We start from the raw sequence: 13964 nt of genomic DNA, 5'->3' as shown, positions 1-13964 counted from the left end.
AAAGGTGAGTTTAAAATGTCAAAAATAGCGGTAGTGTTATCTGGTTGTGGCTATCTAGATGGTTCAGAGATACAAGAAACTGTTTTAACTATATTAGCTTTAGAAAAACAAGGTGTAGAGTGGCAGGGAGTTGCTCTTAATAAAAATCAAAAGCATGTTATTAATCATTTGCATCAAAATGTAGATAATAAGGCATCTCCGCGTAATATTTTAGAAGAGTCAGCACGAATTACTAGAGGCAATGTTATTGATATTGCAGATGCAGATAGTGATGAGTATGATGCAGTAATTTTTCCAGGTGGTTTTGGAGCTGCTAAAAATATTATGGATTTTGCATTTGTGGGTGATGAAAGCTATCAGATGGATGAAGATGTATTAACCTTTGCAAGAGCATTTTATCTAGCTGATAAGCCAGCAGGTTATATCTGTATTGCTCCTTTGATGATACCTTTAGTTTATCCAGAAGGTACAAAAGCAACCGTAGGAACAGATGATAATACATCAGGAATCTTAGAGAAAAAAGGTGCAGAAGCTGTTATTATGGATGCAACAGATATATGTGTTGATGAGTCTGTAAAAGTTGTATCAACTCCAGCGTATATGTGTGCTAAAAATATTTTAGAAGCATCTCAAGGTATTGATAAATTAGTAGAAAAAGTGGTTAGTTATATATAAATTAAAATAGGTGTAAAAATGGCAGGTCATAGTAAATGGGCTAATATTAAGCATAAAAAAGCTAAAGAAGATGCTAAAAGAGGAAAAATTTTCACAAAGCTTATCCGAGAAATAACTGTTGCTGCAAGATTAGGTGGGGGCGATAAAGATGCTAATCCACGTTTGAGAGCGGCTATAGCAACAGCTTTTGCAAATAATATGAGTAAAGACACTGTTGAAAGAGCTATACTAAAGGGAGCTGGTGGAGATGATGGCGCTAATGTTGAAGAAGTGCGCTATGAAGGCTACGGACCTGGTGGAGTTGCTATAATAGTAGACTGTATGACTGATAATCGTAATCGTACAGTTGGTGAGGTTCGTCATGCGTTTACAAAAAGTGGTGGTAATTTAGGCACTGATGGTTCAGTTGCGTATATGTTTACAAAAAAGGGTATCATCTCTTTTGCTCCAGGAGTTGACGAGGATGCTCTTATGGAAGAGGCCCTTGAAGCTGGTGCAGAAGATATTATTACTCATGAAGATGGAAGTATTGATGTTTTTACAGCACCTAATGACTTCTCAGATGTGCAAGAAGCATTGGTAGAAAAAGGATTTGAATCTGAAAGTGCTGAAGTAACTTTTGATGCTGAAACAAAGGCTGATATGGAAATTGAAGTGGCTGAGAAAGTTATCAATCTAATTGATAAGTTAGAAGATCTTGATGATGTGCAGAATGTATACTCTAATGCCAACTTCACTCAAGAGATTATGGAGCAATTAGGCTAAATATTCTATAGTAATACATTATGGTTTTTATTCTAAAATATTATACATAATTTATAAAAGCTTCTATCTATTGAGAATTATCTATAATAAAATTCTTCTAAGTTTGTCCAACAAAAATCTATAAATGGTAATCCTAGGAATAGATCCTGGTTCAAGAATAACAGGCTTTGGAGTTATAAAGATACAAGATAACAAAGTATACTATGTGGCAAGTGGCTGCATTCGTATTACGGAAACCGGTACTGCTAAAAGGCTCAAACAAATCGCCGATGGTATCACAGAAGTTATAAACATTTATGCTCCAGATGAATCTGCTATTGAGCAGATATTCATGTTTCAAAATCCTGGTGCAGCACTTAAGCTTGGACAAGCTCGAGGTGTAGCAATGTGTACTCTTGCTATTAATAACCTTGAAGTATCAGAATACTCAGCTAAGCAAGTTAAACAAGCCGTAGTTGGAACAGGTGGCGCAGCTAAGTCTCAAGTCCAACACATGATACAGTCAATATTAGGCTTAAGTAAAAAGCCACAAGAAGATGCAGCAGATGCTTTAGCTATAGCAATATGTCACTATCATAGTAGTAAATCTCTAGCTAGAATCGCTGGAGCTAGTCGAGTTGTACATAAAAGAATCAAATAGTATAAAAAATAGTTGACCCTAACCTTTGGTAATACCTTAATATTCCAACATATCAAAAAGAAAAAGGTTTTTTATGCAGTGGTATAGAAAAGAAATTAGCAAATTGACAAATGTATCTGTCAAAACTTTACATCATTATGATAGCTTAGGCTTGATAGTTCCTGTACGTAATATAAATGGTTATAGGATTTATACTGAAAAAGATCTGTTGAAACTTTAAAACATAATAGTTCTAAAATCATTTGGTTTTAATTTGAAGCAAATAAAACAGATTTTAGATAAGAAGTTAGATATTAAAGAGAGTTTTTTACTGCAATTAAATACCTTGAAAAAGCAAAAAGATCAGCTTGAAGAGTTAATAACTATACTTTCTAAATTTACAGAGCAAGATGATTTTAAACCTTTTGATATAAGTAATATATTTAATATGATTAAGGAGTCTAATATGTTAGAGGTTTATGAAAACTCTCTTGAAGAGGTTTTAAATGATTTAGAAAAACAACAATATAATCAGTTAAAGCAAGAGAAAAAAATAACAGAAGAGGTTTTCAACAAAAGATGGAAAACTCTTTGCGAAGAAATTAGTCTAAATTTAGATGAAGATCCTTCTGGTGAGTATGGTATTAAGATGGGTGAGAAAATTCATGCAGCTGTTTATAATCTTTATGGTAGGAGGTATGCGGGCTTAAAACATACTGTATGGAATAAAGGTTTTATGACTGGGAAACTTGAAAGCAGTATAGTTACTGAGAAAGTCATTAATTGGATAGATAAAGCTATGCAAGCTTACTTTTCAGTTAGATTAAAAAGCATATTTATTGGTCTGGAGACTAAACAAGATAGTCTTGTAGCAGAGCAGTTTGGACAGCTATTAAATGAAATGTTTGGCAATGAAGATAGTTTAAAACTAAACTTTTTTGAACAAATGTTTAATCATAAGGAAGTACCTGAAAAAACTAAAAAATGGGTCAAGCAAAATCAAAAGATCTTTTTATAGCTAATAGATTGATAAAATATTTGTTTATATAGTCTTCAGTGCTTATAATGGCGTTATTAAGATGATAATTAGTTTTATAAAATGAATTCAAAATACTATTTTAGAGCTTGTACAGTTTGGCTTATTGGTGCAACATTTTTCTTTTATGAGTTTTTCCTAAGAGTATTACCAAATTCATTACATCAGGAGATTATTGATAGTTTTCAAGCAACAGCGTTTAGTTTTTCATTATTTGGTGGAGCTTTTTATCTTTGTTATTCTGCCTTGCAAGTTCCAGTAGGATTTATATTTGATAAATATGGTATAAAAAAATCATTATTCTTTGCTACTATTGCATGTGCTTTAGGTGCTTTATTATTTTCTCTTACATCTAGTATATATGTTGCAATCTTTGCTAGATGTTTAATGGGTATTGGTGCTGCGTTTGGTTTCTTAGGATTGTTGATAATTTCAACACAATGGTTCCCTGTTAGATATATGGGAATTCTGTCAGGCTCTACGCAGATACTTGGAACTCTTGGTCCAATTTTAGCTGGTGGGCCATTATTGTTTTTTGTTAGCTATTTAGATAGTTGGAGATTAGTAATACTAATATCTGCTATTATTGGAATTTTTTTGGCCGCTCTAATTTTAATTTTTGTCAAAGAGGGCGCTAAAGCTGCTGAAACTCTAAGTAAACAAGAAGTAAATAGCGAAATTAAAGGTAATCTTTTAAATAAGAATCTAATTACTATATACGTTTATGCTTTCTTTATTTACTGTTCCATACCTACTTTAGGAGCTATATGGGGAGTAAGTTTGCTAGAAACTAAAGGTTTTACTGCAACTCAGGCATCATATTCTGTTGCATTTTTATGGTTAGGATTGGGTATTGGTAGTCCATTTTTTGGGTTTTTATATGACAAGTTTAAAAATAGAATCAATATGTTGTTCGTGGTATCTCTACTAGGATTTGTCTGTGTTTGTGTATTATTGCTTGTACAGTTAAATCACCTAATGAGCATGATAGTATTATTTTTGATAGGATGTGCAGCAGCAGGTCAGACGTTATCTTTTACAGTAATTGCTAATTACAGAGCAGAGAAACCAAAGTCGATATTTTTTGGTATAAACAATACAGCTGTTATGCTTTCAGGATTTGTTGTTCCTTTAGTCGTTGGAGTTTTGGTGAATAGTTTTGATTTAGATATTTCTGTTGCTCTTATGACCCTACCAGTTGCATTCTTAGTTGCACTTATGGTTAGTTTGAAGTTAAATACAATTCAAAAGTGCTAAGGAACTGATAATGATTAGTTTTATTAAAGGGACTTTAATCGAAAAAGATCCAACAGCTTTACTTATAGATGTAAATGGTCTTGGGTATGAGGTTTTTGTACCAATGACTACGTTTTATTCTTTAGGAGAGCTGAATAGCCAAATTAGTCTTTATACTCATTTTGTAGTTCGTGAGGATGCTCAACAGTTATATGGCTTTAAATCAAAAGTTGATAAAAAAGTTTTTCAAGAGCTAATAAAAGTAAGTGGTATAGGTGCTAGAACCGCTATTGCAATATTATCTGGTATGGATTCTACGACACTTCTGCATTGTATTGAAAATAAAGATTATGGATTATTAGCTACTGTACCTGGTATTGGTAAAAAAACCGCAGAACGTCTAGTTGTTGAGATTTATGACAAGCTATTGAAAATGGCAAATGAAATTTATAGTCAATCATCTGATACATCTACAAATTCGAATACAAGTAGTGCTCAACAGAGCCAAACTCCAGCAGCTATTTCAAACTCAATTTTTGGTGAATCAGTAGATGCTCTTTTAGCTCTTGGTTATAAACAAAAAGACGCAGAGAAAATGATTCGTGGTACTATTGGAGAATCAACAACAGCTGCTGAGGCAATTCGTAAGGCTCTTCAAGGGTCTATAAGATCAAAAAATAAATAATCTAAGGAATCTAAAATGATATTAGCTATAGCATTGATAGTGCTATTAGTCATCTGTGGCATAGTGCTTTTTTTTAATCTTAATAAAAAATCTAAAGAAGCAAAGCATATTCGTGCTCAATTTGAGGATTACAAAAATTTAGTACAGCAAGAATTGTTGTCTTTGCGTAGCAAAGAATTAACTCTTGATACACTTTTAGATCAAGAAAAGCAAAAGAATTTAGAGTTAAAGCAAGATAATACTCTACGTATAGATGAGCTTAAGCAGGAGCTCAAAGAAGAGAGAGAAAAATCTTATAGTTATATCGAAGAAATAAAAAACTACAAATCTCAAGTATCAATGCTTGAAACTCAGCTTAAAGAACAGAATAATGCGATGCAAGATAAGTTAGAGCTTCTACAAAATAGTGAGACTAAGTTAAAAACTGAGTTTGAAAATTTGGCTAATAAAATCTTTGAGGATAATTCAAAAAAACTTAGTGAGCGTAATCAAGAGAGCTTAAGTAGTGTTTTAAATCCTGTACGCGAGCAACTTAAAGACTTTAAGCAAAAAGTGGAAGATGTCTATGATAAGGAATCTACAGCTAGAGGGGCTCTACAAAATGAGTTGAAAACTCTTAAAGAGTTAAACCAAAAAATGACTGTTGAAGCTCATAATCTGACAAATGCTCTTAGAAGTAGTACAAAGCAACAAGGTATCTGGGGTGAGATGCTACTTGAGAATGTTCTTGAAAAGTCTGGACTAAGAGAAGGCTTTGAGTACTTCAGAGAAAAACATACTACTGATGATGAGGGCAAAGCATATCGTCCTGATGTGGTTGTCAAATTACCTGATAATAGAGATATTATTATAGATGCCAAGACTTCGTTATTTGCGTACAATGATTATATAGCTGCAGATGATGAGCAAAAACAAACTCATTTAAAAGCCCATATTCGCTCTATTAGAGAGCATATTAGAGGTCTTTCTAATAAAAATTATGAAAATTTAAAAGGTATAAATTCATTAGATTTTATATTTATGTTTATACCTGTAGAAGGGGCTTTGCTATTAGCATTAGATAACGATACTAATCTTTATGATGAAGCATTTAAACAAAAGATCATCTTAGTTAGTCCTACAACTTTATTAGTAGCATTACGAGCTGTTGAAAATACTTGGCGTTATGAGAAGCAAGCTCAAAGCATTACAGACATTTATAGTAGAGCGGAAGAGTTGTATAAGAAGTTTGTAGGTTTTGTTGAAGATTTAGAAAAGGTTGGTAAATCTATAAATGATGCTAATAAATCTTATGAGAATGCTTTTAATAAGTTAAAAACTGGTCGAGGAAATTTAATTGGTCAAGTTGAAAAGCTAAAAGTAATATCTAACATAAAGCCTAAAAAAGAGCTTGATAATAATTTAGTTGAAAATGCTATGGGTGATGGTGAGTAGGGAAAATGAAGATTTTTAAAGAATATATTTTTATAAAGTCTTTTTGGCAGTATCTTGGTCAGTCACAAGACAAGAATTATCGTATTTTACATATTGTAGTAGGTATGGCTGTTTTATTTCAGATTATAAATAGTAATTTTGTGCATACTAAATATGGACTTAACTCATGGGCATATATTCATATGCTTAGTGGGCTAGGGTTAGCCGTGTTAAGCGTACTATTGCTTATTATGTCATTAGACAAAAGAGGTATGAGATACTATTTTCCCTATTTGTATGGTGATTTCTCAGCGCTTAAAGAAGATCTACTAGAGTTAAGAAAGTTTAAATTACCTAATGCTCGTAGTGGTAGTCTTGCTGCCATAGTCCAAGGTTTAGGTTTATTAGCTTTAACTCTGGCATGGGTTACAGGATTTTTTTGGTTCACAGCTTGGAACTATCAGTCAGCATATATTGATAGTTTAAAAGCTATTCATAAAACACTAGTTGATCCTGTTGAGATATATATCTATGCTCATGCTCTAATGGGTATTTTGCACTACATTTTACAAAGATACTTTCCAGATAGAATTAATGGAGTTAAATAATATTAAGAAATTTTTTTTGATAAAGGCTTCAGAAAATCATCAATAGTGCAATGATTTTCGATAGGATGGCGAAGGTTTTTGTCTTTATTGATACTGTAATGGTTATTTCTGCCAACTTTTTTTACTTTTAAATAGGCTGTCTCGGTTAGGTCACTTAGAATATTTAGGACTGCTCTTTCAGTGATCCCAACCTTGATAGCCATATCTCTAATAGTTATGTTTGGGTTACTATTAATGAGACATAACACGTGTGAATGGTTAGTCAGAAAAGTCCAACTTTGTTGTTTCTTAGTAGCCATTATCTATACTTTAGATTATCAATTAGTTAATTATACTGGAGAATATGGCAAAGATGAATGGTGAAGCACAATTTGCAACTCCCCATTAGCATTTAGTTTGAAACCCATGGTGTAATTAGCTATTACCTTTGTGCCATCAGTTTGAGTTAGGTGTTTATTACCCATGACTATACCTATGTTATCTTCAACAATATAGCCAGTATTTTCAAACTGTAAGTCAGCCCATGGACCAATAGCAAAACCATTATCTTTTGGATATTTATCATTACCAGCCACAAAATAAGATACTGCACCATCTAAGTCACCTCTAAACATTTGTTTAGAAGCAAGAGTGGGCTTAAAAAGAACGTCACTATTATCATATGCATACATATTTTTGATAAAGTTGTGAGCTAGTTTCTTATAGTCTCCTCCTTCTCTATAAGTCCTAGAAATCTTTAGAAGTCCATCTTTCCATTTAGCTAGTGCGTTATCTATATCTAAACTAGTCATATTTTTCTCCTCTCTCTAAATGTGAAATTAAATATATGTATTTTATTTCGTGTATTATACTTCATAATAATTATTTGTAAATACAAAAATTAAAAAAAATATTTTTTAGTATGTACTTTGTAATTATTTAATTGATTTTCTAAGGCTGTATATTAAAAATTAGATTATCTATACTTTTAAGAAAAGTTAATTATTCCAGTGTAATTTATCCACTGTTTCAAGTATTATATAGGTAATTATTTTTACTATTTTATGATATGCACAACCATCCTTCTATACTTGTTTTTGTTCTAGTAATGCTTGGAATTTTGATAGTAACAATTACTTTGAAAAAATTAAAGCAGCCGTATGTGGTAGCATATCTACTAACAGGAATTTTGCTAGGACCATACGGTTTAGAACTAATTCAAGATCAAGAAAATCTTGCTCAACTTGGTGAAATTGGTGTAATACTATTGTTATTCTTTGCGGGTATGGAAGTTTCTCCTAGAAAATTTGCTGAAAATTGGAAAGTTCCAACTATAGGTACAATACTTCAGATAGTAATAACCAGTTTCATTGTGTCTATTGTAGGTATGGTTTTAGAGTGGAGCTTGGCAAAGATATTATTATTTGGCGCTGTGATTAGTTTAAGTAGTACGGCAGTTGTTCTTAAACTACTTAATGATAGTGGCAGTATGAAAACTCGTTTGGGACAAAATGTACTTGGAGTCTTGCTTATTCAAGATTTAGCAGTTGTTCCAATGTTGATAATATTGAGAACAATTGGTGGGGAAGAACCGTCTATAAGTCAGATATTAATACAAATTTTAGGTGGTGTCTTTGTTATATCAATAGCCACCTTTATGGCGATTAAAAAGAATCTAAAAATACCATTTATTAGTGTTCTGGGTAAAGATGAAGAAATGCGAGTTTTTGCCGCTTTAGTTATTTGTTTTGGGATGGCTGCATTTACCGAATCTTTAGCATTATCTTCCGCTTTAGGAGCATTTATTGGTGGGATGATTGTGTCAACTGTTGAAGAAACAGAATGGGTAGGCCACAGTTTATCAACAGTTAAAACAATTTTTATGGCATTGTTTTTTATATCTATTGGCATGCTTATTGATTTGAATTTATTTTGGAATCATATTGAACTTTTTATCTCTCTTCTTTTGATAACATATATACTAAATACTACAATAAATGCCTTGATTTTTAAGGCTCTTAGACAAAGGCTTGATGAGGCTTTAATTGGTGGTGCAATGTTATCACAGATTGGAGAGTTTAGTTTTGTACTTATTTCTATGGGTTATGTTTCTGGAATTCTGACAAATTCACTTTATCAGTACTGTATTACTCTTATATCTTTATCGCTACTATTTAGTCCATTATGGATTAGTGGAGTTAATTTGTTTATTAATAAGACTATTAAAAAGAAGTGTTAAGTTTGATTATTTTTACTAATTCGTTTAGATATAGTTGTTCTATTTCTTTTTTATCGTCCGAGAAACAGTAGAAATAAGCTTGTATATTTAGGGTATCTGTTTTGTCTGATAGAGTTTTAATCTCAATATATGGTGCGAAATCATTAATGCCATATTGCCTAAGTTTATGCTTAGTGACTAAATCACTTTGAGTAAAAGTTTCGTTAAACGAATACTTCTCAGAAATTATTGCTCGGATAGTTAAGTTTAAAGAATCTCTAATTTTTAAAATATCACTATCAGTACTTATCAAAAAAGGAATTTTATTTAAGGAAATATTCTCTTCACTGGTAAAAGTAGATATAACATTTGTTATAATTATTGAGTTAGGGAATTTTAATAGTTTTCCGGTAGTTTTTTTATCTCCATGTTCGACTGTATCATACATTCTGAAATAAAATAGTTTTATTTCAGTAACACAGCCATGATACCCCATGATTTGTATATAGTCGCCCTCAGAAAATAGGCTTCTCCAGTTAATAATTATCCAACCTACTAGATTCATAACAGTTTCTTTATTAACGATTATAAGACCAGCAGCTACTAAGCTTAACATTGTAAGTAAATTAGTGATTCCACCAAGCCATATTTTTATTATTATAAGAGAAAAAATAATTATGCTTATGTATATTGTACGAGATTTTAGCTTACTAATTTGTTTTTCAGAGGTCTTACGTTTTTTCAATATGTGAAATACTACTATAGCAATTATAGTTATAAAGATAGCCATAATTGCTGTATCTATAGTGTTCAAAAAAAGCTCATTGTTTAAGGTCATGTTACTAAATTGGTATTTGTATTTTATGTAACAGTATATTATTAATTTTATGGATTTTAAATTTGTATATCTTAATGGCGTAAAAAACTGTATTAATAAGCTTTACAAGTAACATAAAAGTTTTGATATTTAATCGCAAAACAGGGCTTTTTTCTATATCCTATAAGTTATGGTTAAATAATAATATCTATTGGCTAATGAAGACTCATAAATATAGTCTACTAGTGGGGTGGGGAATTTGGATCGTTGCGGCGATTTTCTATGGATTAGACTATTTTCAGCATACTGCACCAAGTGTTTTAATCAAACCAATATCTATTGGAATGGGAGTGAGTATAGAAGATATTGCTTATGTGATGAGTATATATTTTCCTATTTATGCAATATCTCAAGTTCCTGCAGGTATTCTATTAGACCGGTTTGGTTCTAGGATAATGTTATCAGTATCTTGTTTAATTATGAGTCTGGGGATTCTATTATTTGTATATGATCCAAATCTAAGCACAATGCTAATAGGTAGAGTTCTTATTGCGATAGGATCTGCAGTAGCCTTTATAGGTACATTAAAAGTGGCTGCTGATGTTTTGCCAGAGAGGGTGTTTCCTATTGCTGTTGGTCTAACTAATACAATCGGGGTACTAGGTGGTATATTTGGTCAAGTATTATTAAATCATTTAGTGATCCTTCATGGTTGGCAATCAGCTTTAGCCTTAATAGGCTATTTTGGTATTTTTTGGAGCATAATAATTATTGTATTCTTAAAATCATCAATAAATATTGAAAATTCAACTAAGAGTTTTAAGTATTTAAGTTTCACACAAAGCTTAAAATTGCTTCTAAACAAGAAACTGTGGTTATTAGCAATTTATGCGGGATTAATGGTTGGTATTGTTGTTAATTCATTTTCAGAGCTTTATGATGTTTTATTTTTAGAGCAAGCTTATAATCTATCACAGCACACAGCAGCACAAATAAGTGTAATGATGTTCGTAGGTATAGCAGTTGGTGGACCATCGCATGGTTTTATTGCTAGTCTATTTGGTGAAAAGAGAATATGGATGTTAATTTGTAATTTAATTACTTTATTAGCATTTTCGTCTGTAATTATATTTGCAAGTTCCATTACAGTTAGCTACCTATATATTATATTCTTTATAATAGGATTCTCGGTTTCTAGTATGCTTTTAGCTTTTTCGGTAGTGGAAGAAATATTTCCCGCACAGATTAAAGCAACAGCTCTAGCTATTGTTAATATGGTCATAGGGTTATGCGGAGCAATATTTCAATACTTAATTAGTTATATTAGTGTATATCTTAATGGAGGACCGTTAACTGGACAGGTAGATATAAATGTTTTTGATAGGGCGTTTTTATATCTTATTGTACCTTTATTTATAAGTACTTTAATAATATTCTCATTGGTTGTAGAAAAATATAGAATGCGAGAGATTAGTTTAGATAAACTAAGCAAGTTTTAAAAATATCTTATTTCATATCTACAAATATTACTTCTTTCTTAGAGCGACAGAATGTTTCTTTAATAAAAAATATACTTATTAAAATACCTAAGGCAGTAAATACCAACAGTAAGCTTAAACTAGTCTGGTAGCTAACTACAGATGGGTTTTTTCCTTGATTAGAAAATAAGTCAAAAACTTCACTAATAAGTGGCGAACCAACTCCTACTGATAGCATGATAAGAAAGTTATTAACTCCTAATGCTGCCGCTCTACATCCAGAACTAGATTGTTCAGCAATAATTGCGAATCCTATACTCTGCCCACTCGCCCCTAAGCCTAAGCAGATAAATGATAAATATAATATTGCTTGATTTATTGGGAAGAAAATAATTGTAGCTAGCGAAACAAAGGTCAAGCAGATAGCAAAAATCATAACAGGCTTTCTTCTTTTTATACGATCAGATATTGCACCAAGACTAGGACAGCCAATACCATAGCCTAACCATGCTAAGGTGATCAAATAAGAACTAAATTTAGCATCAAAGCCATTTAAAGATAAAAAGCTTTTTGTAGCATTTTCAGAAAGATATTCTATAGCTAAGTATGTAGTAGCTGAAAAAACAGCAATTAACCAAATTTGTTTATTGGAGAATATACTTTGAATCTCTTTCATCACAGATGTTGGAGTATTTAGAATAATAAATCTATTTTTACTAGAGTCGCCAGATTGATCATTATTTTTTACTAAAACTATGGTTACTCCAGCTAAAATAACTCCTATTATTGCTAGAGCAATAAATACATAACGCCAGTCTACACCTCCAGCTTGTGACAAAGACTCTAGAGGGCCTGCTGCAATCATTGGACCTAGTACTCCGATAAATTGAGAAAGACCTATAAACAAACCAATATGTTTATGTGGAAGCCAATCATATACAGCAATTAATAAACAAAGAAAGCCAAAAGATGCTCCAAAACCTATCATAATCCTATAAATTAAAGCAGCTGCAAAGCTACTTGATAAAGCGAATAGCCCAACACCTAGAGCACATACTAATATTGCAAGAGTTAGAGCTTTTTTTAGCCCAAGCTTATCTGTGATAATACCTACAGGAATTTGCATGATTCCATATGTAAGCTGATAAGCGGTAGAACTAAGAATACTAAAAGTTAGTATGCTTAAGTCAAGGTCGGATATTATCTGATGTTCGAATGTACCCAGTATAGTTCTCAATAAGAACTCGTACATAAAAAATACAGCACAAGTAAGCCATATAGTGATTGCTAAAAAAGATAATTTATTATTCATCGCTAAAACTTTCTTTTGCTATTTCTTCCCAATCTTCTATTTTTGCTTCTGCTTTTTCATCATCTTGAAATGAAGAAACTTTAAATACTAAATCGCCTTCTTTAATCATAGGGTAGTTGTTAATACCTAATATAATTCCATCGATAGGAGACTTTAAGCTAACACTATCATCATTGCCAAAAGGGTCTATTAGCTTACCAATCTTTTGATCTTCTTTAACTCTTGTGCCAAGTTCTATTTCCGTTCTTAAAATTCCTGGTTTATCAGATATCGTCCATTCCGTATCTTCTGAAACAAGAGGCTTAACTTGCTGGATAAAATCCTGATCTTTTAGCAGATTAATTTTGCGCATTACATTTTGAATACCTGCTGTACCAACATTTATAGCCTCTTCACCAAATTTATTAGCTTCTCCAGCTTCATAGCATATAAACGGTATATCTAGATCTTGGTGGATTTTACGAATACTAGAACGATTCATATTTACAGCAGTAATAACCGGTGCTTGAAAGGCTCTAGCCATTTTGACAGACTCTTCATCTTCAGCATTAAAATATACTTGTGGCAGTATTTCATGATTTAATGCACCTGTCTTAATTTGTACAGAATAGTCAGTTTTTTTGATTATTTCTTGAGTTATTCTATATGCATAACGATGCATGTATGAACCAGATTCATCACCAGGGAAGGCTTGTTCGAGCGTTGGGTTGTGTTTGGCAGCATGTACTAGACCAAAGACATTTAACACTGGAATGGCTATTATTGTTCCGTGTAGCTCTTTAGGATTAGTTTTTTCTAGAACAGAGTTAATTATTTCGATACCATTAAACTCATCGCCATTAACCATACCAAAAATTAGTATACAAGGACCTTCTTTAACGCCGTTAAGAATCTTAATTGGTAAATACATAGGTGCACATGAGTATTGGCTAGGTAGTGGCATCGCCAAGGTAGCCATTTCTCCGGCTTGGAAAGTATTATCAAAGATTTTGAATTTCATAAAGTAATGTAGATTAGAAATGTTAGATTTTAGTTGTATGGGTAGTATAACAAAGACACAATCTTAATTCAAAATAGAGGGTAGTATCTAGCAAATAGCAAAATAATAGATAAAAACTCATTA

16 protein-coding genes are annotated in these 13964 nt (G+C 32.0%); 11 read left to right on the top strand and 5 right to left on the bottom strand.

All coding sequences use genetic code 11. The features are described from left to right. Positions 1-15 precede the first annotated feature (15 nt). The 9 genes from elbB to F7308_RS07745 all read left to right on the top strand — a co-directional run bounded on the left by elbB (position 16) and on the right by F7308_RS07745 (position 7037). Entirely contained in the window at positions 16-675 is a 660-nt protein-coding gene (gene elbB / locus F7308_RS07780; protein ID WP_013923316.1) for an isoprenoid biosynthesis glyoxalase ElbB, read from the top strand. A gap of 18 nt (positions 676-693) precedes the next feature. Beyond that, positions 694-1440 carry a YebC/PmpR family DNA-binding transcriptional regulator gene (locus F7308_RS07775; RefSeq protein ID WP_013923315.1) on the top strand — a complete coding sequence of 249 codons (747 nt, stop codon included), beginning with the start codon at positions 694-696 and terminating at the stop codon, positions 1438-1440. A gap of 124 nt (positions 1441-1564) precedes the next feature. Then, positions 1565-2080: a crossover junction endodeoxyribonuclease RuvC gene (gene ruvC / locus F7308_RS07770; protein WP_013923314.1), complete on the top strand. Its 516-nt coding sequence runs from the start codon at positions 1565-1567 to the stop codon at positions 2078-2080. Between the two features lie 73 nt (positions 2081-2153). Then, on the top strand, positions 2154-2300 hold the full coding sequence (locus F7308_RS10050; protein WP_013923313.1) for a MerR family DNA-binding transcriptional regulator: 147 nt from the start codon (positions 2154-2156) through the stop codon (positions 2298-2300). 33 nt (positions 2301-2333) lie between these two features. Next, positions 2334-3077 (top strand): hypothetical protein, encoded by a 744-nt coding sequence (locus tag F7308_RS07765; RefSeq protein ID WP_013923312.1) that lies wholly within the window; start codon positions 2334-2336, stop codon positions 3075-3077. 81 nt (positions 3078-3158) lie between these two features. Beyond that, entirely contained in the window at positions 3159-4352 is a 1194-nt protein-coding gene (locus tag F7308_RS07760; RefSeq protein WP_013923311.1) for an MFS transporter, read from the top strand. 10 nt (positions 4353-4362) lie between these two features. Then, complete coding sequence (gene ruvA / locus F7308_RS07755) at positions 4363-5016, top strand: Holliday junction branch migration protein RuvA (protein WP_013923310.1); 654 nt, start codon at positions 4363-4365, stop codon at positions 5014-5016. A 15-nt stretch (positions 5017-5031) separates the two neighbouring features. Next, positions 5032-6450, top strand: a complete 1419-nt coding sequence (gene rmuC, locus F7308_RS07750; RefSeq protein ID WP_013923309.1) for a DNA recombination protein RmuC — start codon at positions 5032-5034, stop codon at positions 6448-6450. 5 nt (positions 6451-6455) lie between these two features. After that, on the top strand, positions 6456-7037 hold the full coding sequence (locus tag F7308_RS07745; protein ID WP_013923308.1) for a cytochrome b/b6 domain-containing protein: 582 nt from the start codon (positions 6456-6458) through the stop codon (positions 7035-7037). A gap of 2 nt (positions 7038-7039) precedes the next feature. Here F7308_RS07745 and F7308_RS07740 read toward each other — a convergent pair whose 3' ends face one another. Then, entirely contained in the window at positions 7040-7336 is a 297-nt protein-coding gene (locus tag F7308_RS07740; protein ID WP_041263787.1) for a helix-turn-helix transcriptional regulator, read from the bottom strand. Positions 7337-7366: 30 nt separating this feature from the next. Next, a complete protein-coding gene (locus F7308_RS07735) occupies positions 7367-7828 on the bottom strand; it encodes a phosphoribosyl-AMP cyclohydrolase (protein ID WP_013923306.1) in 462 nt (153 codons plus the stop codon). 257 nt (positions 7829-8085) lie between these two features. Between F7308_RS07735 and F7308_RS07730 the strand changes: the two genes are divergently transcribed. Further along, positions 8086-9255, top strand: a complete 1170-nt coding sequence (locus F7308_RS07730; protein WP_013923305.1) for a cation:proton antiporter — start codon at positions 8086-8088, stop codon at positions 9253-9255. On the opposite strand, the gene F7308_RS07725 is transcribed toward F7308_RS07730, so the two are convergent. After that, positions 9239-10072 (bottom strand): mechanosensitive ion channel domain-containing protein, encoded by an 834-nt coding sequence (locus tag F7308_RS07725; protein WP_013923304.1) that lies wholly within the window; start codon positions 10070-10072, stop codon positions 9239-9241. The genes F7308_RS07730 and F7308_RS07725 overlap by 17 nt on opposite strands. 197 nt (positions 10073-10269) lie before the next feature. Here F7308_RS07725 and F7308_RS07720 point away from each other — a divergent pair, with 197 nt between their 5' ends. Then, positions 10270-11550, top strand: a complete 1281-nt coding sequence (locus tag F7308_RS07720; protein WP_013923303.1) for an MFS transporter — start codon at positions 10270-10272, stop codon at positions 11548-11550. A gap of 7 nt (positions 11551-11557) precedes the next feature. On the opposite strand, the gene F7308_RS07715 is transcribed toward F7308_RS07720, so the two are convergent. After that, positions 11558-12841, bottom strand: a complete 1284-nt coding sequence (locus F7308_RS07715; RefSeq protein WP_041263785.1) for an MFS transporter — start codon at positions 12839-12841, stop codon at positions 11558-11560. Beyond that, the gene (locus F7308_RS07710; RefSeq protein ID WP_013923302.1) at positions 12834-13841 is read right to left on the bottom strand and encodes a succinylglutamate desuccinylase/aspartoacylase family protein; all 1008 of its coding nucleotides are present in this window, start codon (positions 13839-13841) and stop codon (positions 12834-12836) included. Before F7308_RS07710 ends, F7308_RS07715 begins: the two co-directional genes overlap by 8 nt. Positions 13842-13964 lie beyond the last annotated feature (123 nt).

It is taken from the genome of Francisella salina (assembly GCF_000219045.1).
GTDB lineage: Bacteria > Pseudomonadota > Gammaproteobacteria > Francisellales > Francisellaceae > Francisella > Francisella salimarina.
The sequence above is the reverse complement of the archived record's forward strand: the minus strand, read 5'-3'. Positions and strand labels throughout refer to the sequence as shown.

Bases quoted from the DNA above. Each gene is read 5' to 3' on its own strand.
- F7308_RS07735 (WP_013923306.1), bottom strand. From the start codon at position 7,828: ATGACTAGTTTAGATATAGATAACGCACTAGCTAAATGGAAAGATGGA.
- F7308_RS07715 (WP_041263785.1), bottom strand. From the start codon at position 12,841: ATGAATAATAAATTATCTTTTTTAGCAATCACTATATGGCTTACTTGT.
- F7308_RS07745 (WP_013923308.1), top strand. From the start codon at position 6,456: ATGAAGATTTTTAAAGAATATATTTTTATAAAGTCTTTTTGGCAGTAT.
- F7308_RS07760 (WP_013923311.1), top strand. From the start codon at position 3,159: ATGAATTCAAAATACTATTTTAGAGCTTGTACAGTTTGGCTTATTGGT.
- F7308_RS07775 (WP_013923315.1), top strand. From the start codon at position 694: ATGGCAGGTCATAGTAAATGGGCTAATATTAAGCATAAAAAAGCTAAA.
- ruvA (WP_013923310.1), top strand. From the start codon at position 4,363: ATGATTAGTTTTATTAAAGGGACTTTAATCGAAAAAGATCCAACAGCT.
- F7308_RS07730 (WP_013923305.1), top strand. From the start codon at position 8,086: ATGCACAACCATCCTTCTATACTTGTTTTTGTTCTAGTAATGCTTGGA.
- F7308_RS07720 (WP_013923303.1), top strand. From the start codon at position 10,270: ATGAAGACTCATAAATATAGTCTACTAGTGGGGTGGGGAATTTGGATC.
- elbB (WP_013923316.1), top strand. From the start codon at position 16: ATGTCAAAAATAGCGGTAGTGTTATCTGGTTGTGGCTATCTAGATGGT.
- F7308_RS07740 (WP_041263787.1), bottom strand. From the start codon at position 7,336: ATGGCTACTAAGAAACAACAAAGTTGGACTTTTCTGACTAACCATTCA.
- F7308_RS07725 (WP_013923304.1), bottom strand. From the start codon at position 10,072: ATGACCTTAAACAATGAGCTTTTTTTGAACACTATAGATACAGCAATT.
- ruvC (WP_013923314.1), top strand. From the start codon at position 1,565: ATGGTAATCCTAGGAATAGATCCTGGTTCAAGAATAACAGGCTTTGGA.
- rmuC (WP_013923309.1), top strand. From the start codon at position 5,032: ATGATATTAGCTATAGCATTGATAGTGCTATTAGTCATCTGTGGCATA.
- F7308_RS07710 (WP_013923302.1), bottom strand. From the start codon at position 13,841: ATGAAATTCAAAATCTTTGATAATACTTTCCAAGCCGGAGAAATGGCT.
- F7308_RS10050 (WP_013923313.1), top strand. From the start codon at position 2,154: ATGCAGTGGTATAGAAAAGAAATTAGCAAATTGACAAATGTATCTGTC.